The sequence below is a fragment of the Lacinutrix sp. Bg11-31 genome, assembly GCF_002831665.1.
Taxonomy (GTDB): domain Bacteria; phylum Bacteroidota; class Bacteroidia; order Flavobacteriales; family Flavobacteriaceae; genus Lacinutrix.
Window position 1 is genome coordinate 2256034 of record NZ_CP025118.1, and the last position, 23767, is coordinate 2279800.

General features: G+C 33.7%; 17 protein-coding genes. 2 read left to right on the forward strand and 15 right to left on the reverse strand.

Features of this window, described 5'->3' with window-relative positions; all coding sequences use genetic code 11:
• Positions 1–43 precede the first annotated feature (43 nt).
• Positions 44–4543 (forward strand): glutamate synthase large subunit, encoded by a 4500-nt coding sequence (gene gltB, locus CW733_RS10155; RefSeq protein WP_100997075.1) that lies wholly within the window; start codon positions 44–46, stop codon positions 4541–4543.
• A 3-nt stretch (positions 4544–4546) separates the two neighbouring features.
• Entirely contained in the window at positions 4547–6013 is a 1467-nt protein-coding gene (locus tag CW733_RS10160; RefSeq protein WP_100997076.1) for a glutamate synthase subunit beta, read from the forward strand.
• Positions 6014–6177: 164 nt separating this feature from the next.
• Here the strand turns inward: CW733_RS10160 and proC (CW733_RS10165) are convergent, their stop codons facing one another.
• From proC (CW733_RS10165) to ilvD, 15 genes are all read right to left on the reverse strand, one after another.
• Complete coding sequence (gene proC / locus CW733_RS10165; RefSeq protein ID WP_100997077.1) at positions 6178–6975, reverse strand: pyrroline-5-carboxylate reductase; 798 nt, start codon at positions 6973–6975, stop codon at positions 6178–6180.
• Between the two features lie 133 nt (positions 6976–7108).
• On the reverse strand, positions 7109–8383 hold the full coding sequence (gene argH, locus CW733_RS10170) for an argininosuccinate lyase (RefSeq protein ID WP_100997078.1): 1275 nt from the start codon (positions 8381–8383) through the stop codon (positions 7109–7111).
• 137 nt (positions 8384–8520) lie between these two features.
• Positions 8521–9582 carry a M20 family metallo-hydrolase gene (locus tag CW733_RS10175; protein WP_100997079.1) on the reverse strand — a complete coding sequence of 354 codons (1062 nt, stop codon included), beginning with the start codon at positions 9580–9582 and terminating at the stop codon, positions 8521–8523.
• Complete coding sequence (gene argB, locus CW733_RS10180) at positions 9579–10355, reverse strand: acetylglutamate kinase (protein WP_198520070.1); 777 nt, start codon at positions 10353–10355, stop codon at positions 9579–9581. Before argB ends, CW733_RS10175 begins: the two co-directional genes overlap by 4 nt.
• A 2-nt stretch (positions 10356–10357) precedes the next feature.
• Positions 10358–11293, reverse strand: coding sequence for an acetylornithine carbamoyltransferase (locus CW733_RS10185; RefSeq protein ID WP_100997081.1), 936 nt, complete (start codon positions 11291–11293; stop codon positions 10358–10360).
• Entirely contained in the window at positions 11293–12417 is a 1125-nt protein-coding gene (locus tag CW733_RS10190; RefSeq protein ID WP_100997082.1) for an aspartate aminotransferase family protein, read from the reverse strand. The genes CW733_RS10185 and CW733_RS10190 overlap by 1 nt, the downstream gene beginning before the upstream one ends.
• Entirely contained in the window at positions 12414–13214 is an 801-nt protein-coding gene (gene proC / locus CW733_RS10195; RefSeq protein WP_100997083.1) for a pyrroline-5-carboxylate reductase, read from the reverse strand. The genes CW733_RS10190 and proC (CW733_RS10195) overlap by 4 nt, the downstream gene beginning before the upstream one ends.
• A gap of 157 nt (positions 13215–13371) precedes the next feature.
• A complete protein-coding gene (argC, locus tag CW733_RS10200) occupies positions 13372–14355 on the reverse strand; it encodes an N-acetyl-gamma-glutamyl-phosphate reductase (RefSeq protein WP_100997084.1) in 984 nt (327 codons plus the stop codon).
• A gap of 53 nt (positions 14356–14408) precedes the next feature.
• Positions 14409–15590: an argininosuccinate synthase gene (locus tag CW733_RS10205; protein ID WP_100997085.1), complete on the reverse strand. Its 1182-nt coding sequence runs from the start codon at positions 15588–15590 to the stop codon at positions 14409–14411.
• Positions 15583–16212, reverse strand: a complete 630-nt coding sequence (locus CW733_RS10210) for a GNAT family N-acetyltransferase (RefSeq protein ID WP_100997086.1) — start codon at positions 16210–16212, stop codon at positions 15583–15585. The genes CW733_RS10205 and CW733_RS10210 overlap by 8 nt, the downstream gene beginning before the upstream one ends.
• Before the next feature lie 436 nt (positions 16213–16648).
• The gene (gene ilvA, locus CW733_RS10215; protein WP_100997087.1) at positions 16649–17917 is read right to left on the reverse strand and encodes a threonine ammonia-lyase; all 1269 of its coding nucleotides are present in this window, start codon (positions 17915–17917) and stop codon (positions 16649–16651) included.
• Positions 17918–18009: 92 nt separating this feature from the next.
• Positions 18010–19512 (reverse strand): ketol-acid reductoisomerase, encoded by a 1503-nt coding sequence (gene ilvC / locus CW733_RS10220; protein WP_100997088.1) that lies wholly within the window; start codon positions 19510–19512, stop codon positions 18010–18012.
• Positions 19513–19523: 11 nt separating this feature from the next.
• Complete coding sequence (gene ilvN, locus CW733_RS10225; RefSeq protein ID WP_100997089.1) at positions 19524–20051, reverse strand: acetolactate synthase small subunit; 528 nt, start codon at positions 20049–20051, stop codon at positions 19524–19526.
• A 1-nt stretch (position 20052) separates the two neighbouring features.
• Positions 20053–21786 (reverse strand): biosynthetic-type acetolactate synthase large subunit, encoded by a 1734-nt coding sequence (gene ilvB / locus CW733_RS10230; RefSeq protein WP_100997090.1) that lies wholly within the window; start codon positions 21784–21786, stop codon positions 20053–20055.
• 134 nt (positions 21787–21920) lie between these two features.
• Positions 21921–23600, reverse strand: a complete 1680-nt coding sequence (gene ilvD, locus CW733_RS10235; RefSeq protein ID WP_100997091.1) for a dihydroxy-acid dehydratase — start codon at positions 23598–23600, stop codon at positions 21921–21923.
• Between the last annotated feature and the right edge of the window lie 167 nt (positions 23601–23767).

The following is a 23767-nucleotide window of genomic DNA, read 5'->3' on the forward strand; positions in this document are numbered from 1 at the left end:
TACAGATGTAATAAGGCGTAAAAACCTTTAAATTTTCTGAATTATGTTGAAAAAACAAGGACTTTATTTACCAGAATTTGAACACGATAATTGTGGCGCTGGATTTATATGTAGTTTAACTGGAAAACGCTCAAATGATATTATTCATAAAGCGCTTGAAATCCTAGTAAAATTAGAACATCGAGGCGCTGTAAGTTCCGATGGCGTTACTGGTGATGGAGCTGGTATCTTGATAGATATTCCACATAAATTTTTTAAGATATTTTGCGAATTCGATTTACCCGAAGCTGGAGAATATGCAGTAAGTAATGTGTTTCTTCCAAAAAAGGAAAATCAACGTCAATATTGTATAGATGTATTCGAAAAAGAAATCGAAAAACAAGGACTAAAACTTATTGGCTGGAGAGATGTACCAGTAAATAGCGAAGTATTAGGTAGAGTTGCTAAAGTAACAGAACCTTTTGTTAAGCAAATTTTTATAGGAAAAGCTAACGATAAGCAAACAGACAGAGCATTTAATTTAAAATTATTCGCTGCAAGAAAAATTTCAGAACACACCATATATGGTTCTAAATTATCTGAAGCAAAATTCTTTTATCTTCCTAGTCTTTCAACTAAAATTATAATATTTAAAGGGCTTTTAATGCCTGAACATATAAATGAATATTATTTAGATTTATTCAATTCGGCTTTAGATACAAGATTAGCATTGGTTCACCAACGTTTTTCTACCAACACATTCCCAACTTGGGATTTAGCACAACCGTTTAGATACATTTGTCATAATGGTGAAATAAATACTGTAAGAGGTAATGTTTCTAGAATGTTTTCTCGTGAAGAAATCATGGAAAGCCCATTATTTGGAGACGATATTAAAAAAATAATCCCTACAATTTTAAGAGGGAAATCGGATTCTGCAACCTTAGACATGGTTGTCGAATTATTATTAATGACAGGTCGTTCGTTACCAGAAGCCATGATGATGCTTGTTCCAGAAGCTTGGGAAAAAAACCCAAACATGTCTGATGCTAAAAAAGCATTCTACGAATTTAACTCGTGCTTAATGGAGCCTTGGGATGGACCAGCCTCAATACCATTTACAGATGGTAATTTTATTGGCGCTGTTTTAGACAGAAACGGTTTACGCCCTTCGCGTTACACAGTAACAAAAAAAGGTAATGTAATTATGTCTTCGGAAACTGGAGTTGTAGACATTAAACCTGAAAATATTGAGTATCACGGTCGTTTAGAGCCTGGAAAAATGTTTTTAGTAGACATGAACCAAGGCCGAATTGTTAACGATGAAGAAATTAAAGAAGACATAGCTTCTAGACATCCTTACAGAGAGTGGTTAGACAAAAACCTAATCCACCTAAGAGACCTAAAAGCTAAAAAAGGACATATTGATTACGATGAAATCGACTTAAAAAAGCGTAAAATCGCTTTTGGATATACAGAAGAAGACTTAAATACTATTATTCGTCCAATGGCCCAATTAGGAAAAGAACCTATTGGATCTATGGGAAGCGATACTCCAATTGCTATTTTATCTGAACGTCCGCAATTAATATATAATTATTTTAAACAGATATTCGCACAAGTTACCAATCCGCCTTTAGATGGTATTCGCGAAGAATTAGTTACAGATATTAGTTTAACTTTAGGAAGCGATGTTAATATATTCGATGTTAATGCAGACCATTGTAAAAAACTAAAAATACAGAATCCAGTTATTTCAAAGCACGATTTAGATAAAATTAGAGACTACGATACAAATCCTGATTTTAAAGTTGAATCTATCTCAATGTTATATGAAGTAAACCGCGGATTAAACCAATTAGAAGTTGCACTTGAAGGCTTAGTGACTAAAGCATCAAAAGCAATTGATAATGGTGCAAATATTATTATTCTTTCAGATAGATACGTAGATAATGATCATGCACCAATTCCAGCATTATTAGCATGTTCTTATTTAAACCACGCACTACACAAATTAGAAAAACGCTCTAGAATTAGCTTGGTTATAGAATCTGCAGAACCTAGAGAAGTACATCACTTCGCCTTATTATTTGGCTATGGAGCAAGTGCTATAAATCCCTATATAGTAAACGAAATTGTTCAAGAACAGATTAATAATTTAGACCTAACAGATTTAGAATATTTAGCTGCTATTAAAAATTACAATAAAGCTGTTGGAAAAGGCATCTTAAAAGTGATGAACAAAATCGGAATTTCAACATTAAATTCTTATCGTGGATCGCAACTATTTGAATGCATTGGAATTAACACTAAAACTGTTGAAAAATACTTCCCAAATACACCAACACGTATTCAAGGTATTGGCTTAAGAGAGATTGAGCAAGAAATTGTAAAGCGTCACAAAAGAGCATTTCAAACCAACGAAACTAATACAGATATTGAAATTGGAGGAGAATACAGATGGAGACGTGGCCAAGAAAAGCATATGTTTAACCCATTAACTGTTGCAAAACTCCAAGAGTCTGTTCGCACAAATAAAGCATCAACTTTTAAAGAATTTTCAGATTTGGTAAATAATCAATCTGAACAATTAATGACCATTAGAGGTTTATTTGAATTCGACCAATTCGATCCTATTCCTTTAGAAGAAGTAGAACCTTGGACAGAAATTGTAAAACGTTTTAAAACTGGAGCCATGTCTTATGGTTCTATTAGTAAAGAAGCACACGAAAACTTAGCAATTGCCATGAATAGAATTGGAGGGAAATCTAATTCTGGTGAAGGTGGAGAAGATCAAGAACGTTTTTACAAAAGTTCTCAAGGCGATTGGAGAAACTCTGCTATTAAGCAAGTCGCTTCAGGTCGTTTTGGAGTAACCTCAAACTACTTAACAAGTGCAAGCGAAATTCAAATAAAAATTGCACAAGGTGCTAAACCTGGTGAAGGCGGACAATTACCTGGACCAAAGGTGAATAAAGAAATTGCTAAAACAAGAAATTCTACACCTTATGTAGGTTTAATTTCTCCGCCACCACATCACGATATTTATTCTATTGAAGATTTATCACAATTAATTTACGATGTAAAATCCGCAAATAGATCAGCAAGAATTAATGTTAAATTAGTTTCAGAAATTGGCGTAGGAACAGTTGCAGCAGGAGTTGCTAAAGCAAAAGCAGATGTTATTTTAATAGCAGGTTTTGATGGCGGAACAGGAGCAACGCCTTTAACTTCACAAAAACATTGTGGTTTACCTTGGGAATTAGGAATTGCAGAAGCGCAACAAACTTTAGTGATGAACGATCTTAGAAATCGTATTGTTTTAGAGTGCGATGGGCAATTAAAAACTGGTAGAGATGTAGCAATCGCATGTTTATTAGGAGCCGAAGAATTTGGTTTTGCCACTGCTCCTTTAGTAGCCTCAGGCTGTATTATGATGCGTGTTTGCCATTTAAACACGTGTCCAGTTGGAATCGCTACTCAGAATCCAGACCTACGTAAAAAGTTTAAAGGCAAGCCAGAACACGTTGTTAACTACATGTATTTTGTAGCTCAAGAATTACGTGAGATTATGGCCAAACTTGGATTTAGAACTATCAATGAAATGGTAGGACAATCGCAGAAATTAAATAGAAACAAAGCAATAGAGCACTATAAAGCTTCAGGTCTTGACTTATCACCTATTTTACACAAGGTAGATGTTGCAGACGATGTACAATTGTACAATACGTATTGCCAAGATCACAACTTGAATGTGCATTTAGATTTCAAGATCATTAAACAAGCACATCAAGCATTATTTAGAAGACAGAAAACACATTTAGAAATGCCTATCACTAATATAGATAGAGCAGTTGGTGCAGTTATAAGTAATGAAATCTCAAAAATCTATGGAGCAGATGGTTTACCAGACGACACCATTAATATTGATTTTACTGGTTCTGCTGGACAAAGTTTTGGAGCTTTTGCTACAAAAGGATTATCCTTTACAGTTCATGGAAACACCAACGATTACTTAGGTAAAGGCTTATCTGGAGCAAAATTAATTATTAAAGTACCAGAAAAATGTACGATTGTTCCAGAAGATAATATTATTACTGGAAACGTAACATTATATGGCGCAACTGCTGGAGAGGTTTACATAAACGGAAAAGCAGGAGAGCGTTTTTGTGTTAGAAATTCTGGCGCAGAAGCAGTTGTAGAAGGCATAGGAGATCACGGTTGTGAATATATGACTGGTGGAGTTGCCGTTATTCTTGGAGATGTAGGAAGAAACTTTGGAGCTGGAATGAGTGGAGGAGTTGCTTACGTCTTAGATAAAGATGGCAAATTCGAACAAAACTGTAATGGCGACGAATTAAATATCGATCCTATTGAAAGTGACGAAGACAAGCTTCAACTAAAACAATTGATCGAAAATCATTTTGAAGCTACTGGAAGCCCGTTAGCTGAACGTATTTTAAAAGACTGGAACAATTACCTTCCTCAGTTTAAAAAAGTATTACCAGAAGAGTACAGACAAGCCTTAGTGAGATTAGAACAAGAACAATTAGAAACAGCTTAGATTATGGGAAAGATAACAGGATTTTTAGAGTATAAGCGTCAAGACGAAAGTTACATTGCGCCAGAAAAGCGTATTGAAAACTATAAGGAATTTACAATTCCCTTAGAAGAAGAAAAACTAAAAGATCAAGGTGCACGTTGTATGGATTGCGGTATTCCGTTTTGCCATAGTGGTTGTCCTCTTGGTAATTTTATTCCAGATTTTAACGATAAAGTTTATAAAGGTAAGTGGAAAGAAGCTGCCGAAATTTTACATAAAACCAATAACTTCCCAGAGTTTACAGGTAGATTATGCCCAGCACCATGCGAAGAAGCATGTGTATTAGGTATTAATGAAGATCCTGTAACGATTGAAAACATTGAAAAAAACATAGTTGAAACTGCTTTTAACGAAGGTTGGATTACAGCAAATCCTCCAAAAATAAGAACAGAAAAAACAGTAGCCATTATTGGTTCTGGTCCTGCAGGTTTAGCGGCTGCACAACAATTAAACCGTGCAGGACATACTATTACTGTTTTTGAACGTGATGAAAAAGTTGGCGGATTATTACGTTATGGAATTCCAGATTTTAAAATGGAAAAAAACGTAATCGATAGACGTGTAAAAGTTTTAGAAGAAGAAGGCATTACGTTTACAACCAATGCACACGTTGGTAAAAACATAGACGCAAACAAACTTAAAGACGATTTTGATGCTGTTGTTTTATGTGGTGGAGCAACGGTAAGACGTAGTATTCCAATTCCTGGATCAGATTTAAAAGGCGTAACGCAAGCCATGGATTTCTTAAAACTAAATAACCAATATGTTGATGGTTTAGTTGATTTCAAAGACGTAATTTCTGCAGAAAAGAAAAACGTAATCGTAATTGGTGGTGGAGATACAGGAAGTGATTGTATAGGAACTTCTAATCGTCATGGCGCAACTTCAGTTACAAATTTCGAAATACTTAGCAAACCATCTGAAGGTCGTCCAGCTCATCAACCTTGGCCATATTGGCCAATGAAGCTAAAAACAACATCTTCTCACAAAGAAGGTGTAGAACGTTTTTTTAGCGTGTCGACCAAAGAATTTCTTGGAGACAAAAAAGGAAACTTAACAGGCTTAAAAACAATTCAAGTTGAGTGGATTTTTAAAGCAGGAGAAAGACCTCAACTAAAAGAAGTTGGAGGCACAGAAAAGGAATGGAAATGCGATTTAGCTTTATTAGCCTTAGGATTTACAGGAGCTGAAAAAACATTAGCAGACCAGTTTGGTTTAAATATGGATTTTAGAACCAATATTGAAGCTTCAACTAAAGATTACGCAACTAATGTTCCTGGTGTATTTGCAGCTGGAGACATGCGTAGAGGACAATCGTTAATTGTTTGGGCAATATCCGAAGGAAGACAAGCAGCGTATCATGTAGACACGTTTTTAAGGGGAGAATCTCATCTACCTTTAAAGGATGATAATGATTTACCTAGAGCTTAATACTAGTGAAAGCAAGAATTTAAAAAAGAATCACCCAAATTATAAGAATATTGATTTTATAATATTCATTTAGGACTATCTACAATTATTTTATTTTAGTCTATAGTACTGAAAAAGCACCTTGAAAAAGGTGCTTTTTTTATATAACAAGTAGCTTAATAGCACTAAGTCCTATCCTTAATCCCATTAATCTTCTCAAAAGAAGCAACCATACCTTGAATTAAAGAAGAACTCAAACCTTGGTGCTCCATTTCGTTTAAACCTTCAATGGTACAACCTCTAGGTGTTGTTACTTTATCTATTTCTTCTTCTGGATGATTACCTGTAGTAATTAGTAAACCCGCAGCACCTTCTGCTGTATGCATTGCTAATAACTGAGCTTCCTTAGCATCAAAACCAAGCTGTATTGCTGCTTGCGTTGTAGCTCTAATTAATCGCATCCAAAAAGCAATTCCGCTTGCACAAACTACTGTTGCTGCTTGCATTTGCTTTTCTGGAATCACTAAAGTTGCACCCAAAAGATCGAATATTTTTATGGCAGTATTTAACTTTAATTGTGCTTTTTCGTTACTACAAATACAGGTCATAGATTTACCAACTGCGATTGCTGTATTTGGCATGGCACGAATTACAGAATACTCAGCTCCAATAATAGCTTCAATTTTTTCTATAGAAAAACCTGTAATCGTAGAAATTAAAGTATGCTTCTGTGAAATAAACTGTTTGTTTTTACGCAATACAGCTCCTAAATGACTTGGTTGAACAGCAAAAATAATAATATCTGAATTTGCTATTGCTTCTCCATTATCACTTGTAATAATTACTTTTTTTTCAGATTTTAATCCTTCCAATTCGTTAATATGACGCTTTGTTAAGTATAACGATGTCGTAATATCACTTGATAATAATCCTTTTGCGATAGATAACCCAAGGTTACCAACTCCTATAATTGCTATTTTCATAAAATTTATTTTTTCTTTTCCGCAAAGACGGAAATCTCTTTAAATTAAAATTAATGTAATTTGACTGCTATGTCGAACCTAAAAAAAATCAGGTAGACAAAATTCTGCTTTTCTTCAAAACCAAAGGTAACTTCTATTTCGGAAACTTTTCTCTAATGTTATCCAAACACAAATTACCAATACTACCAACATGTGTATGTTTTTTAGATGTGTCTGGCTTATATGTTCCGTTTTCAACCTCACCTCCTATTTTTTGATATGCTTCTCTAAAAGGCATACCTCCAACAACCAATGTATTAATATTATCTACCGTAAAAAGGTATTGATATTTAGCATCGTTTAAGTCAATATGTTTTACTATAACTTGTTGAATAGCGTAATTAAAAATATCTAATAAATCTTTCACATCTTCAATTGCAGCAATTATATTTTCTTTTAACAACTGAAAATCTCTGTGATAACCACTTGGCAAATTATTTGTAATTAACACCATTTCGGTATGCAAGGCTTGTATTTTATTAGCTTTTCCTCTAATAAGCTCAAACACATCAGGATTCTTTTTGTGTGGCATAATACTACTTCCTGTTGTTAGCTCGTCTGGGAACGCTATAAAGCCAAAATTCTGACTATTATACACGCAAATATCCATTGCAAAACGCGCTAATGTATTACACACACTTCCTAAAGCTAAAGCAATAGTACGCTCGCTTTTACCTCTACTCATTTGCGCTGCAACAACGTTATATTTTAAAGTTGAAAAGCCCAATTCTTTAGTCGTTAATTCTCTATCAATAGGAAATGAACTTCCATAACCAGCCGCAGAACCTAACGGATTTTGGTCTACCGTTTGTATAGCTGCATTTAACAAGTATACATCGTCAATTAATACTTCTGCATACGCAGAAAACCATAATCCAAATGATGATGGCATTGCTACCTGTAAATGTGTATAACCAGGAAGCAGAGCTTCTTTATTAGTCTCAGCCAGATCTAAAAGTGTATCAAAAAACATTTTTGTTTTAGCACTAATTTCTTTTAAATTTTCTTTATAATAAAGATGAAGCGCTACTAAAACTTGATCATTTCTAGAACGTGCTGTATGAATTTTTTTCCCAACATCACCTAATGTTTTTGTTAGCTCATATTCAATTTTAGAGTGCACATCTTCAAAAGACTCTTCTATTACAAATGTTCCATTTTCTATGGTTTCCGCAATAGCGTTTAATCCGCTTTTAAGTTGTTTTAATTCTTCCGAAGAAATTATATCTATAGATTCTAACATAATAGCATGCGCTAAGGATGCTTGTACATCGTACTTTGCAATATGTAAATCAATTTCCCTATCGTTACCAACAGTAAACTGTTCTATTTTTTTATCGATACTTATTCCTTTGTCCCAGAGTTTCATGTTCTTTAGTTTATCTGTTAATTTATTCCTTGTCACTTCGAGTTATTCTGATTTTTTATCAGAATTCTATCGAGAAGTATTTTCTTGTTTTCGATACATTTCTCCTTGCAATCGAAACACTCAAACTGACAAAAATGCTACAATACTTTTTCAAGTAATTCAATATAAATTTTAATACCTTCTTCTATTTCATTCAAATAAATAAACTCATCTGCAGAATGTGATCGAGTGCTATCTCCTGGCCCTAATTTTAACGATGGACAATTCAAAACTGCTTGATCGGATAATGTTGGCGAACCATACGTGCTCCTGCCAATTTCTACTCCTGCAACCACCAATGGATGATCGATTGGAATAGACGATGAATTTAATTTTATGCTTCGTGGAATGATACTACCACAAGGCGATTCTTTTTGTAAAATATTCACGATTTCTTGGTTTGAATATTTGTCGTTAACACGAACATCTACAACTAATTTTACATCTGCAGGAACTGCATTATGCTGTTTTCCTGCATTAATTTGAGTAATAGTCATTTTTACTTCGCCTAAGGCTTCAGATCTTTTATCAAACTTGTAATTTTTAAACCATTCTAAAACTGAAATCGTATTATAAATAGCATTATCGTTATTTGGATGTGCTGCATGACCTGGCGTTCCTTTTACTACTGCATCGAACACAACTAAACCTTTTTCGGCAACTGCTAAATTCATTAAAGTTGGTTCACCAACAATAGCAACATCTACTTTTGGGATAACACTTAACATACTATTTAAACCATTATCTCCACTACTCTCTTCTTCTGCAGAAGCAACAATAACAATATTATAATTTAAACCTTTTTTGTTGTAGAAATACGCAAACGTTGCCAACAAACTTACTAAACATCCTCCAGCATCATTACTTCCTAAACCATATAATTTCCCATCCTCTACAATAGCTTTAAATGGGTCTTTAGTGTAACCATTATTGGGCTTTACAGTATCGTGATGGGAGTTTAATAATAAAGTTTGCTTACTATCATCAAAATATTTATTGGTTGCCCAAACATTATGCTGCGTACGATTAAAAGGAATGTTTTGTTCGATAAACCACTGCTCGATATGCGCTGCTGCTGGACCTTCTTCTGAAGAAAAAGATTGCGTTTCTATAAGCTGCTTTAATAAAGCAATTGCTTTTGTTGTTAGTTTTTCTATCATTTGGTAATGGTTGTGTGTTTACTATTTGTCTTAAAAAGCATGCTTGATTTCCCAATACAAACTTTTTGCACTTGATGATTTACAGCATGAAAACAATTGTTTAATTTTGGTAACATACCTTCATAAATAATTCCGTTTTCGATTAATGACGGATAGCTTTCTGTGTTGATATTTTCGATAACAGAATCGTCATTATCCACATTTTCTAAAACACCATTTTTTTCGAAACAATAATATAATTCGGTGTTATAAATTGAAGCAAAGCCAATTGCTAATTCCGAAGAAATAGTATCTGCATTAGTATTTAACAACTGCCCTTTTCCATCGTGCGTAATAGCACAAAAAACAGGAGTCACATTATTATTTAAAAGCAATTCTAACGTAGCTGTATTTACTTGTTTTACATCTCCCGCAAAACCATAATCGATAGGCTTTGATGGTCTCAAATCTGAAACAATAGTATTACCGTCTGCTCCCGAAAAACCAATTGAATTACATTTATTAGCTTGTAATTGCGCTACAATATTCTTATTAATTTTTCCTGCATAAACCATAGTAATAACATCCAACGTTTCTTGATCTGTAATACGTCTTCCATCAATCATTTTAACCTCAACTTGCATTTGTTGCGCTAATTTTGTTGCCAACTTTCCACCTCCATGAACTAAGATTTTAGGAGAATCTATAGTTGAGAAGGCTTTTAGAAATTGTTTCAAGACAGTATCATCATCGATGATGTTTCCTCCAATTTTTATGATTTTTAGTGTTTTCATAATTATAAATCCTCTAAAATTTGTTTCAGTACTATTTGCGCAGCAAATGTTCTGTTATTTGCCTGCTTAATTACTACTGAATTATCACCATCTAAAACAGCATCTTCTACTACAACATTTCTTCTAACTGGTAAACAATGCATAAATTTTGCTTGCCCTAGTTTGGCTTTAGTCATCATCCAATTTTTATCTTGACTTAAAATTTTTCCGTAATCGCTATAGCTACTCCAGTTTTTAACGTAAATAAAATCTGCATCTTTTAAAGCATCTTCTTGGTTGTAGTTTATTGGTGTATTCTTCGTTATTTCCTGTCTCAACTCATAACCTTCTGGATGTGTAATTATTAAATTTACATCCATATTTTGCATCATTCCTACAAATGAATTGGCAACAGCTTGTGGTAATGCTTTTGGATGTGGTGCCCAAGACAATACTACTTTTGGTTTTACTTTTTTAGTTAGTTCACTAATAGTAATCGCATCTGTTAACGCTTGTAAAGGATGAGCAGTTGCGCTTTCCATATTTACTATTGGCACAGTTGCGTATTTTATAAAGCTATTTATTACAAATTCGCTTTCGTCTTTTTGTTTATCTAATAAACCTGGAAATGCTCTAACAGCAATAACATCTGCATATTGCGAAATAACTTGCGCTGCTTCTTTTATATGCTCAGACGTATTAGCGTTCATAACTGTTCCATCTTCAAACTCTAGATTCCATGCATCATTTACATTTAAAATAACGACATCCATACCAAGATTTTTTGCTGCTTTTTCGGTACTCAATCGTGTTCGTAAACTAGAATTAAAGAACAACATCACCAAGGTTTTGTTTTTTCCTAAGTCTGAAAACTGAAAAGGATTCGCTTTTAATAAAATAGCTTCCTTTATGGTTTCCTTGAGATTTCCTATATCTTTTATGTTTGTATATTTTTTCATTATAACTCACTTTTTAAAGCCTCAAAAAACAAATCGACATGTTCTTTTTTAATCGTTAATGGCGGAAGGATTCTTAATAAGTTAGGATTCTTAGCGCTTCCTGTAAATATTTTATGTGTGAAAATTAGTTTTTTGCGCAACTCTGCAATTGGAAAATCAAATTCCAATCCTAACATTAAACCACGTCCTTTTATATTTTTTATTGCTGAAATTTCTTTTGCTCTTTCAATAAAATAAGCTGAAATTTCTTTTACATTTTGCATGAGTTTTTCATCTTCTATAACCTCTAAAACTGTCGATGATGCTACACACGCTAAATGATTTCCGCCAAATGTTGTACCTAACAAACCAAAAGACGCTTTAATATTTGGGTGAATTAAAATACCACCAATTGGAAAACCATTTCCCATACCTTTGGCGATAGAAATTATATCTGGAGTCACATTATACTTCTGGAATGCAAAAAAATCACCAGTTCTTCCAAAACCAGATTGCACCTCATCTGCAATAAAACAAGCATTGTATTTTTTACACAAGGCTTCAATACCTATATAAAATTCTGCTGTGCTTTCATCCAATCCACCAACTCCTTGAATGCACTCTATAATTACAGCGCAAACATCGTTTTTTACAAGTGCTTTTTCTAAAGCTATTAAATCTCCTAATTCTAAAATCTCAACCTCTTGCTGCGCGTTAATAGGTGCAATTATTTTAGCATTATCTGTTGCTGCAACAGCTGCAGATGTACGACCATGAAATCCATTTTTAAAAGCCACAATTTTTTTCTTTCCGTTATAGAATGACGCTAGCTTTAATGCGTTTTCATTGGCTTCTGCTCCAGAATTACATAAAAATAACTGATAATCTTTACAACCTGACAACTTACCTAACTTATTAGCTAACTCAACTTGTAATGGATTTTGAATTGAGTTGCTATAAAAACCTAGCTTAGCAACTTGCTCGCTAATATTCTTAACATATTTAGGATGCGAGTGTCCAATAGAAATCACTGCGTGACCTCCATATAAATCTAAATATCTGGTGTTGTTTTCATCAAAAACAAAAACATCTTCTGCTTTTATAGGCGTGATGTCGAATAATGGATACACGTTGAATAAATTCATATTTGATCTTGTTTGATGTTGTTAATTTTATTAAAAGAAGTAATCATTCCTTGAATTAAAGAAGAACTTAGTCCTTTATGTTCCATTTCGTTTAAACCTTCAATAGTGCAGCCTTTTGGTGTTGTTACGCGATCTATTTCCTCCTCTGGATGATTTCCATTTGTAATTAACAAACTCGCTGCTCCTTCACTTGTATACATTGCCAATTCTTGCGCTTCTTTTGCATCGAAACCTAACTGAATAGCCGCTTGTGTTGTTGCTCTAATCAAGCGCATCCAAAAGGCTACTCCACTTGCACAAACAACTGTTGCTGCCTGCATTTGGTTTTCTGGAATACTTAAAGAATGACCTAATCGATTAAAAATAGCTTCGGCAATTTTAATACGTTTTTTCCCTTGCGCGTTACTACACAAACAGGTCATAGATTTACCAACAGCAATTGCTGTATTTGGCATAGCACGAATTATAAATTTATCTATACCAACAATGGCTTCAATCTTAGGAATTAAGAAACCTGTTATTGTAGAAATAAGCACGTGTTTATCTGTTAAATACGATTTAACATCATTTAAAATAACTTCGAAATGAGAAGGTTGTACTGCAAAAATTATAATATCAGATTGCTTAACAGCCTCTGCATTATCTGTAGTTAAATACACATTTTTATAGCCATCAAATTCTTGAATATCTTCTAAATTTCTTTTAGTTAAATACAAACTTGTAATGGCATTATTAGTTATCAATCCTTTTGCAATGGATTTCCCTAAGTTCCCAGTTCCTATAATTGCTATTTTCATAATTATTTATTTTTTTGGCGTTACCACAAGGGTCGCGCTTTCCACTATATCTTTTTTGTCTTGTTCTCGATACAAATTTGCTCATACTTCACAAATTCACTCGAACTGACACAAAAAAAAGGATGCCGTTCCAATCGCTAACGCAGCTGCAGTACTTTTAAAAATAATTTGCTTTTAATTTTAAACCTTCAGATTCTTCAAAACCATACATTAAATTCATATTTTGGACCGCTTGTCCAGAAGCACCTTTTAATAAATTATCAATGATACTTGTTACTAGTAATTTGTTTTCATGCTTATGTAAATGAAGAATACATTTATTAGTATTAACAACCTGTTTTAAATGAATCTCTTCATCTGAAACCACAGTAAAAGCAGCTTCTTTATAAAATTCTGAATACATTTTTTTAGCATCTTCTAAACTGCCTTCAAATTTGGTATAAAGTGTAGCAAAAATCCCTCTTGAAAAATCGCCTCGATTAGGCATAAAATTTATTTCTGAAGAGAAATCAGATTGTAATTGATTTACTGTCTGGTTAATTTCACCTAAATGCTGGTGTGTAAATGCTTTGTAATGCGAAAAATTATTATCTCTCCATGTAAAATGTGTAGTTGCAGATAATGATGTTCCTGCTCCAGTTGCCCCAGTTACTGCATTAATATGCACATCGTTTTTTAAAACTTTAGCTTTAGCTAATGGTAATAATGCAGATTGAATTGCTGTGGCAAAACAACCTGGATTTGCTATATAATTAGCTTTTTTAATTGCCTCTTTATTTAATTCTGGCAAACCGTAAACAAATGTTTTACCTTCAAAAATCTCATCTTTATTCAATCTGAAATCATTACTTAAATCAATAATTTTAGTGTTTTCTGAAAAGGTGTTTTTCTCTAAAAAGGCTTTTGAATTTCCATGTCCAAGACACAAGAATAACACATCTACTTCAGTATTTATTTCGCTTGAAAACACTAAATCTGTACTGCCAATTAAATCCTGGTGTATCTTATATATTTTATTGCCTGCATTAGATGTACTGTATACAAAATTGAGGTTTACTTTATTATGATTTAACAACAACCTAATCAACTCACCAGCTGTATAACCTGCTCCACCAATGATTCCTGTTTCTAATTTTTTCATTTTGATTCTTTTACTTTGAGATTCTTCGCTTAGCTCTGAATGACAATTAATCTTTAAGAGTTTACTTGTTGATAGATTTTATTTTGATTCCCTATAATTTTAATAAATCCTTTTGCCTCATCTGCAGTCCAACCTTTATTTTCTTCGCCATAACTTCCAAATTTTGCATTCATTAAATCGTGCTTAGAAATAATTCCATCTACGGTAAAATGATATGGTTTAAGTGTTACAAAAACATCTCCAGAAACTTTATCTTGACTGCTCTGCAAAAAGGCCTCCATGTCTCGCATTACAGGATCTAAATACTGACCTTCATGTAGATGCATTCCGTAGAAACTTGATAGATAATCTTTGTGCTGTAATTGCCACTTGGTCAACGTATGCTTCTCTAATAAATGATGCGCTTTTATAGTAATTAATGCTGCTGCTGCTTCAAAACCAACACGTCCTTTAATACCTACAATAGTATCTCCAACATGAATATCTCTTCCAATAGCGTAAGCAGAAGCTAAATTATTTAGAAGCTCTATGTTCTTTTCTGCAGAAGCTGCCTTTCCGTTTAAAGCGACTAATTCTCCTTTATCAAAACTTAATACCACCTTATCTTCTCCTTCTTTTTTTAATTGCGACGGATAAGCCGTTTCTGGTAATGGTTTTTCAGAAGTTAAAGTTTCTTCTCCACCAACACTTGTTCCCCAAAGTCCTTTGTTAACAGAGTACTTTGCTTTTTCCCAAGAGGCTTCAATACCATTTTCTTTTAGGTAATCAATTTCTTGTTGTCTACTTAAACTTCCATCTCTAATTGGCGTGATAATTTTAATATTAGGAGCTAAGGTTTGAAAAATCATATCAAAACGTACTTGATCATTTCCAGCTCCTGTACTACCATGTGCGATAAATTCGGCATCAATACTTTTTGCGTATTCAATAATCTCGATAGCCTGAATAATACGCTCTGCACTTACAGATAATGGATACGAATTATTTTTAAGCACATTCCCAAAAATTAAATACTTTACAACTTTTTTATAAAAAGTGGCAACTGCGTCAATATTTTTATAGGTAGAAACACCCATTTTATATGCATTGCTTTCAATCTCTTTTATTTCTTCTGAAGTAAAACCTCCTGTATTTACACTAACAGCGTGCACATCGTATCCTGCCTTACTTAAACTTACTGCGCAATATGAAGTATCTAATCCTCCACTATATGCTATAACTAGTTTTTTACTCATCTCTCTTTTCTTTTTTAAGGAACATAGATTGCTTAATGTTTTTCAATCTGGTCCATACTTTTTTATCATGATTATTTACTTCTGGCTTTGTAACCTCCTTTTTAGAAGAATCATACAACATACCAGTACATAAGCACATTTTCTGCTCTGTTCTTGTTAAGACATCGAAATTTTTGCAAGTCTGACAGCCATTCCAAAAGGATTGATCGTCTGTTAATTCTGAAAACGTAACCGGTTTATAACCTAAATCACTATTCATTTTCATAACCGCTAAACCAGTAGTAATACTAAACACTTTCGCGTCTGGAAACTTGGTTCTAGAGTGCTCGAATATTCGTTGTTTAATCTGCTTGGCTAAACCCATATTTCTAAAATCTGGATGTACAATTAAACCAGAATTTGCAACAAATTTGCCATGACTCCATTGTTCGATATAGCAAAATCCAGCAAATTTATCATCATCTAAAGCGATAACAGCATTACCATTTTCCATTTTGGTAATGACGTATTCTGGTTTACGTTTTGCAATACCAGTTCCTCTAACTTGGGCAGCCTCTGCAATAGTTTCGCAAATAATGTTTGCGTAAATACTATGCGATTTATTAGCAATAACAATTTCCATTGTAATTGAGTTTTAAATTAAAAAATGTGATAATTTTTGTTTTTGAAAGCAGAACCGGACTCACCTTAGTTCTATAAATAGAAGTACACCCTAAGGGCGACGACGGAAAATTGGACGTATGTACAACCAATTATTATTTCTAATAACTGTATTTAAAAATGTAAATATTTGTGATGGATTGTTCAATGTGAAAAAAAATAAAAACTATTAACTAAAAAGCTGAAGTATGCGTATTAGCGACGTCGTCTGCGCATTGGCAAACTTGTGGGTCTTTCGTTTTTATTTTTAATTAACATATAGTAAATCTATAAATTTATTTAATACTTAAGCTTATTAAATCTGATTATTAACTAATTTTTATGTGATTCATAAAATTTTGACTGTTAGCTAATTATAATCGTGATTTTTATCAAAAAAAAAATAAAAAATATTCTAACTAAACTAAGAATTGAAATAAATCTGGCTTATCATTTAGGTAATCTCCATAGAAGTTATGAAGTTTCATTTTGGTAATTAAAGGCTCTAAATCTGCAGGTGATTTAAGCTCCAATCCAACAACAGCGACGTCATTTTCACGGTTTGCTTTTTTTGTATATTCAAAATGAGTGATATCATCGTTTGGACCAAGAATATCTACTACAAAATCTCTTAAAGCTCCCGAACGTTGTGGAAACTTTACAATAAAATAGTGTTTTAAATTGGCATACAATAATGCACGTTCCTTGATTTCGGCAGTACGCGTGATATCGTTATTACTTCCGCTAATTACGCAAACCACGTTTTTTCCTTTTATTTCTTCGGAAAACTGTTCTAATGCAGAAAGACTTAAAGCTCCTGCAGGCTCTACAATAATAGCATCTTTATTATATAAATCTAAAATGGTTTGACACACCTTACCTTCATCTACCGTAACCACGCGATGCAAAGTTTCTTTACATATTGCGAAATTTAAATCGCCAACACGTTTAACAGCAGCTCCATCTACAAAACTATCTATAGTCTTTAACTCTGTATTTTTATTATTTCTAATAGAAGTTAACATTGCTGGCGCTCCTTTTGGCTCCACACTAATAATCTTTGTTTCTGGTGATAAAATTTTAAAAATTGATGATAATCCAGCGGCAAGTCCGCCACCACCAACTGGTACAAAAACATAATGAATTGGATGCTCCTTAGCCTGATCTATAATCTCTAAACCAACAGTTGCCTGGCCTTCAATAACTTTCTCATCATTAAAAGGATGAATAAATGTTTTATTCAGCGCTTCGCACTGTTTCATCGCTGCATGATAAGCGTCATCAAAAGTATCACCTACCAAAACAACATCTACATAGTCCTCTCCAAACATTTTAACCTGCTCCACCTTTTGATTTGGTGTAGGAGATGGCATAAATATGGTTCCTTTAATTTTTAGAAGCTTACACGAAATAGCCACTCCTTGGGCATGATTACCTGCACTTGCACATACAATTTCATTTTCTATTTGAGTCGCATTCAAAGATGAAATCTTATTATAAGATCCTCGAATTTTATACGAACGTACTTCTTGTAAATCCTCTCTTTTAAAAAATATATTAGCTCCAAAATGCTTAGAATAGCGCGCATTCCTCATAAGAGGCGTTACAGTTGCAATGCCTTTTAGTTTATTTGCGGCAGCTTCTACAGCTTCTAGAGTAGGTCTATATGTTGTTTTAGTTTCTTCCATGTTTAAATCCTACAAAAGCAGGAGTTTAATCCTGCTTTCTCATAATTTCATTCTATTTATAGATTCCTGCCTTCGCAGGAATGACACTATATTTATGCTAAAACTGAATCTTCAGTCTTTACATCCGATTTTATAATTTTCATTGCTGTCATTGCAGCTCTTAATCGTTTTCCGACTGCTTCGATTGGATGGTTTCTAATCGCATCGTTTATTGCAATTAATTCAATATTATCTACTCCATTTTCCTTAGAAAATGATTTACCAATAATATCTGTATCTACCGTTTTCATGAAATCTGTTAATAACGGTTTACAAGCATGATCAAATAAATAACAACCATATTCTGCAGTATCCGAAATTACTCTGTTCATTTCAAATAATTTCTTTCTAGCAATTGTGTTTGCTATTAATGGTAATTCGTGAAGTGATTCGTAATAAGCAGAATCTTCAATAATCCCTGCACTTACCATAGTTTCGTAAGCTAGCTCTACACCAGATTTCACAAATGCTACTAATAATGTACCGTGATCAAAATACTCTTGCTCAGAAATATGATTAGGTGTTAAAGCTGTTTTTTCAAAAGCAGTTTCACCTGTTGCAGCTCTCCATTTTAAAAGGTTTACATCATCATTTGCCCAATCTTCCATCATTGTTTTTGAGAAATGACCAGAAATAATATCATCCATATGCTTTTCGAATAACGGACGCATGATATCTTTTAATTCTTCAGATAATTGGTAAGCTTTTACTTTTGCTGGATTAGATAAACGATCCATCATGTTTGTAATTCCACCATGCTTTAAAGCTTCGGTAATTGTTTCCCAACCAAACTGAATTAATTTCCCAGCATAACCAGGCTCAATACCTTGTGCTACCATTTTATCAAACGATAAAATCGCACCTGTTTGTAACAAACCACACAAAATAGTTTGCTCTCCCATTAAATCACTTTTCACCTCAGCTACAAAAGAAGATTCTAAAACTCCTGCTCGATGACCTCCTGTTGCAGCAGCATAGGCTTTTGCTTGAGCCCAACCTTTATTTTCAGGATCGTTTTCTGGATGTACAGCAATTAATGTTGGCACACCAAAACCACGCTTATACTCTTCTCTAACCTCTGTTCCTGGACACTTTGGAGCGACCATAATAACAGTAATATCTTTTCTTACCTCAGTACCTTCTTCTACAATATTAAATCCGTGAGAATAGCTTAATGTCGCTCCTTTTTTCATTAAAGGCATCACCGCTTTTACCACGTTTGTATGTTGCTTATCTGGTGTTAAGTTTAAAACTAAATCTGCAGTTGGAATTAACTCTTGATAAGTACCCACTATAAACCCGTTAGAATTTGCATTTTTAAAAGACTCACGTTGTTCATCAATTGCAACTTGTCTTAATGTGTACGAAATATCTAAGCCAGAATCTCTCATATTTAATCCTTGGTTTAAACCTTGCGCTCCGCAACCAACAATTACAATTTTTTTTCCTTTTAATGCATTTACACCATCTTCAAATTCTGAAGCATCCATGAACCTACATTTACCTAATTGATCTAATTGATTTCTTAATGATAATGTGTTAAAGTAATTTGACATTGTATTGTTTTTTATTGATTAAATGCTACAAGCATTTTTGATATTTCCATTGGTTCTTTAGTCACAGCAATACGTCCTGAACGTGTAAATTGAAGGATCCCAAAAACCGTTAATTCTCTATGTAATAAATCTATTTCTTCTTTTCTACCAGACTTTTCAATAACAAAAAAGGCTTTGTTAACTGTAACAATTCTGGAATTACTCTCTTTAATTATATTCTGAATTTGGCGTTCATCAAACAATAAATCAGATTTCATTTTAAAGATGCATGATTCTTGATAAATTGTTTCGTCTTCTGTATGATAGTACGCTTTAATAACTTCGACTTGTTTCTCTATTTGACCAATAATTTTTTTCATTTGATCTTCAGAAAGCCCAACTACCATAGTCCATTTAGTAACATTTTCAATTTCTGAAACTGAAGAATTAATACTTTCAATATTAATATGTCTTCTTTGAAAAATAGCTGAAATCCTATTTAATAACCCGATATTATTTTCGGTATAAATGGAAACGGTGTATAAATTATTTTCATTCATATTATTCTAATCTTATATCTGAAACTGACGCTCCTGTTGGTATCATTGGAAAAACTTTCCCTTCTTTTTCTACACAAACCTCTAAAAAATAAGGTCCATCTGTGTTTATCATTTTAGCAACTGCGTCTTTAAGCTCTTCTCTTTTTGTTACTTTTTGCGCATCTATGTAATAGCCTTTTGCAATAGCGACAAAGTCTGGATTTGTCATTTCTGTAGATGCATAACGTCTATCAAAAAACATTTCTTGCCATTGCCTTACCATTCCTAAAAACTCGTTGTTTAAAACAACAATTTTAACAGGTACTTTTTGTTGGAAAATAGTGCCCAATTCCTGAATAGTCATTTGATAGCCACCATCTCCAGAGATAGAAATCACCTCACGTTCTGGTGCTGCCATTTTTGCTCCAATTGCAGCAGGAAGACCAAAGCCCATTGTCCCTAAACCTCCAGATGTAATATTGCTTCTAGTTTTGTTGAAATTTGCATAACGACAAGCTATCATTTGGTGCTGCCCAACATCGCTAACAATTGCTGCATCTCCTTTTGTTTGTATATTAATTTCTTTTAAAACCTCAGCCATTGTTAATCCTTCTTTGGTAGGATACAAATCGTCTTTTATAACTTTTTCATATTCAATAGCATATAAATCTTTGAATTTTTGATGCCATTCTGGATGTGTTTTTTCTTCTAAAAGCGGCAATAAGGCAGCTAAACTTTCTTTTGCATCCCCTAAAACTGCTACTTCTGTTTTTACATTTTTATCTATTTCGGCTGGATCAATTTCAAAATGAATCACTTTTGCTTGCTTTGCATATGTCGATAAACTTCCTGTTACACGATCGTCAAAACGCATTCCTATTGCAATTAGAACATCACAGTCGTTAGTTAAAACATTTGGCGCATAATTACCATGCATACCAACCATACCAATATTTAAAGGATGCGACGTTGGAATTGCTCCTGCACCTAAAATAGTCCAAGCCGAAGGGATTCCTGCTTTTTCAACTACTGCTTTAAATTGCGCTTCTGCCTCACCTAAAGAAACACCTTGTCCCCAAACTATCATTGGTTTTTTTGCTTCATTAATTATTTTTGCAGCAGCTTGAATTGAATCCGTATCTATTTTTGGAATAGGAATATAACTCCTTATGCCTTTACATTTTTCGTATTTAAAATCGAATTCTTCAAACTGAGCATCCTTTGTAATGTCTATTAAAACTGGTCCTGGACGTCCGCTTCTAGCGATGTAAAAGGCTTTCGCCATTGCTTCCGGAATCTGCGATGCTTTAGTAACCTGACAATTCCATTTTGTAACTGGAGTAGAAATACCAACAATATCAGTTTCTTGAAAAGCATCACTTCCTAATAAATGCGAAGCCACTTGTCCTGTTATGCAAACCATTGGCGTGCTGTCTATCTGCGCATCTGCAATACCAGTTATTAAATTAGTAGCTCCAGGTCCTGAGGTTGCAATGCAAACTCCAACTTTTCCAGAAATACGAGCATAACCTTGTGCAGAATGTGTTGCGCCTTGTTCATGACGTGTTAATACGTGATGAATTTTATCTTGATATTTATAAAGCTCATCATAAACAGGCATTATAGCTCCTCCTGGATAACCATAAAGGATATCTACTCCTTCTGCTAATAAACATTTTATGACTGCTTCACTACCAGAAATACGCTCTGTAGTTTGCGTGTTGTTTGCTTCTTTTTTTATTGCTTTTGTATCCATATTAATCTTGTTAGGATTATTACATTTCTTTAATTGAAATCCTTCGATACTTCGACTGCGCTCAGCACAGACTTACTCAGGATGACATGTATTTTAACTTTAGTTTCTCTGTAAAGAGATTATTACGCATTAGTTTATTCGTCGGTAATACATCCTTTAGATGCAGACGCTACCATTTTTGCGTATTTATATAAAATCCCTTTGTTATGTTTTAATGGCGGAGCAACCCATTTTGCTTTTCTTTCTGCTAATTCTTCTTCAGAAATTAAAACGTTTATTGAGTTATCTTCTGCACTAATTCTAATTTTATCACCAGTTTTTAATATCCCAATAGCGCCTCCAGATTGTGCTTCTGGTGTTATGTGTCCAACCACAAATCCGTGAGTTCCTCCAGAAAAACGACCATCAGTTATTAAAGCTACAGATTTACCTAATCCGGCTCCCATAATTAGAGACGTTGGCTTTAACATTTCTGGCATTCCCGGACCTCCTTTTGGACCTACATATCTAATTACAACAACATCACCACGCTCTACTTCTCCATTAGAAATACCTGTATTTGCTGCTTGTTCTCCATCATAAACCACTGCTTTTCCTTCAAAAAGCAATCCTTCATTTCCGGAAATTTTTGCTACAGCACCTTCTTCTGCAAGATTTCCATACATAATTTGAATATTTCCTGATGTTTTTAACGCTTTATCTTTTGGATAAATAACATCTTGATCTTCAAACTCCATTGCTTCAACATCTGCCAAATTCTCTGCTAATGTTTTTCCTGTAACAGTTAGACAATCACCATGTAAATAACCATTATCTAATAAATATTTCATTATTGCTGGAGTACCTCCAACACTATGAACATCTTCCATTAAGTATTTTCCTGATGGCTTTAAGTCTGCAATTAAAGGTGTCCTATCGCTTACTTTTTGAAAATCTTCTAAAGTAAATTCGATATCTGCCGCATGTGCAATAGCTAAAAAGTGTAATACTGCATTAGTAGAACCACCTAATGCATTTACTAAAGCAATTGCATTTTCTAAAGCTTTTTTAGAAATAATATCTAGTGGTTTTAAATCTAATTCCAATAAGTTTTTAATTGCAATTGCAGTTCTTTCTGATTCTGATAGTTTATTAGGGTTTTCAGCTGGAATAGAAGAGTTATAAGGTAAAGCAAAACCCATACATTCTATCGCAGAAGCCATAGTGTTAGCGGTATACATACCACCACAAGCTCCTGCTCCTGGAATGGCTCTTTTTATGATTTCTCTATATTCTTCTTCTTCAATTTCTCCAGCTACCTTTTGACCTAAAGCCTCAAATGCTGATACTATATTTAGTTTTTTACCTTTATAATTTCCAGAAGCAATGGTACCACCATACATCATAATTGATGGACGATTTAAACGCAACATGGCAATAACTGCTCCTGGCATATTCTTATCACAACCTACAACAGATATTAATGCATCGTAACTTTGCGCATTCATAACAGTTTCAATAGAATCTGCGATTATATCCCTTGACGCTAATGAATAATTCATACCAGAGGTACCCATAGAAATACCGTCTGAAACACCAATAGTGTTAAATCCTAAACCGACTAAGCCAGCAATTTTACATTCTATTTTCACCTCTCCAGCCAATCCATTTAAATGCATATTACAAGGATTACCATCGTAACCTGTACTTGCAATACCAATTTGCGCTTTCTGCATGTCTTCATCCGTCAAACCCACTGCATATAGCATTGCTTGTGATGCTGGTTGAGATTGGTCTTGTGTTAATCTGCTACTGTGTTTATTTAATTTACTCATAATTTTATTTGCTAAATCTAAAGTACTTGTTTGTTTTCTTTGACAATTAGTGGTTCTTATTTTTACGCTAAACTCAATACTTATAACATTTATTTAAACCGCTGATTTACAATCAATTAAGCAGCCTCTTTTATGATGTTCAATAGCCTTAATTTTTTATATAAAAA

Bases quoted from the DNA above. Each gene is read 5' to 3' on its own strand.
- gltB (WP_100997075.1), top strand. From the start codon at position 44: ATGTTGAAAAAACAAGGACTTTATTTACCAGAATTTGAACACGATAAT.
- CW733_RS10160 (WP_100997076.1), top strand. From the start codon at position 4,547: ATGGGAAAGATAACAGGATTTTTAGAGTATAAGCGTCAAGACGAAAGT.
- proC (WP_100997077.1), bottom strand. From the start codon at position 6,975: ATGAAAATAGCAATTATAGGAGTTGGTAACCTTGGGTTATCTATCGCA.
- argH (WP_100997078.1), bottom strand. From the start codon at position 8,383: ATGAAACTCTGGGACAAAGGAATAAGTATCGATAAAAAAATAGAACAG.
- CW733_RS10175 (WP_100997079.1), bottom strand. From the start codon at position 9,582: ATGATAGAAAAACTAACAACAAAAGCAATTGCTTTATTAAAGCAGCTT.
- argB (WP_198520070.1), bottom strand. From the start codon at position 10,355: ATGAAAACACTAAAAATCATAAAAATTGGAGGAAACATCATCGATGAT.
- CW733_RS10185 (WP_100997081.1), bottom strand. From the start codon at position 11,293: ATGAAAAAATATACAAACATAAAAGATATAGGAAATCTCAAGGAAACC.
- CW733_RS10190 (WP_100997082.1), bottom strand. From the start codon at position 12,417: ATGAATTTATTCAACGTGTATCCATTATTCGACATCACGCCTATAAAA.
- proC (WP_100997083.1), bottom strand. From the start codon at position 13,214: ATGAAAATAGCAATTATAGGAACTGGGAACTTAGGGAAATCCATTGCA.
- argC (WP_100997084.1), bottom strand. From the start codon at position 14,355: ATGAAAAAATTAGAAACAGGAATCATTGGTGGAGCAGGTTATACAGCT.
- CW733_RS10205 (WP_100997085.1), bottom strand. From the start codon at position 15,590: ATGAGTAAAAAACTAGTTATAGCATATAGTGGAGGATTAGATACTTCA.
- CW733_RS10210 (WP_100997086.1), bottom strand. From the start codon at position 16,212: ATGGAAATTGTTATTGCTAATAAATCGCATAGTATTTACGCAAACATT.
- ilvA (WP_100997087.1), bottom strand. From the start codon at position 17,917: ATGGAAGAAACTAAAACAACATATAGACCTACTCTAGAAGCTGTAGAA.
- ilvC (WP_100997088.1), bottom strand. From the start codon at position 19,512: ATGTCAAATTACTTTAACACATTATCATTAAGAAATCAATTAGATCAA.
- ilvN (WP_100997089.1), bottom strand. From the start codon at position 20,051: ATGAATGAAAATAATTTATACACCGTTTCCATTTATACCGAAAATAAT.
- ilvB (WP_100997090.1), bottom strand. From the start codon at position 21,786: ATGGATACAAAAGCAATAAAAAAAGAAGCAAACAACACGCAAACTACA.
- ilvD (WP_100997091.1), bottom strand. From the start codon at position 23,600: ATGAGTAAATTAAATAAACACAGTAGCAGATTAACACAAGACCAATCT.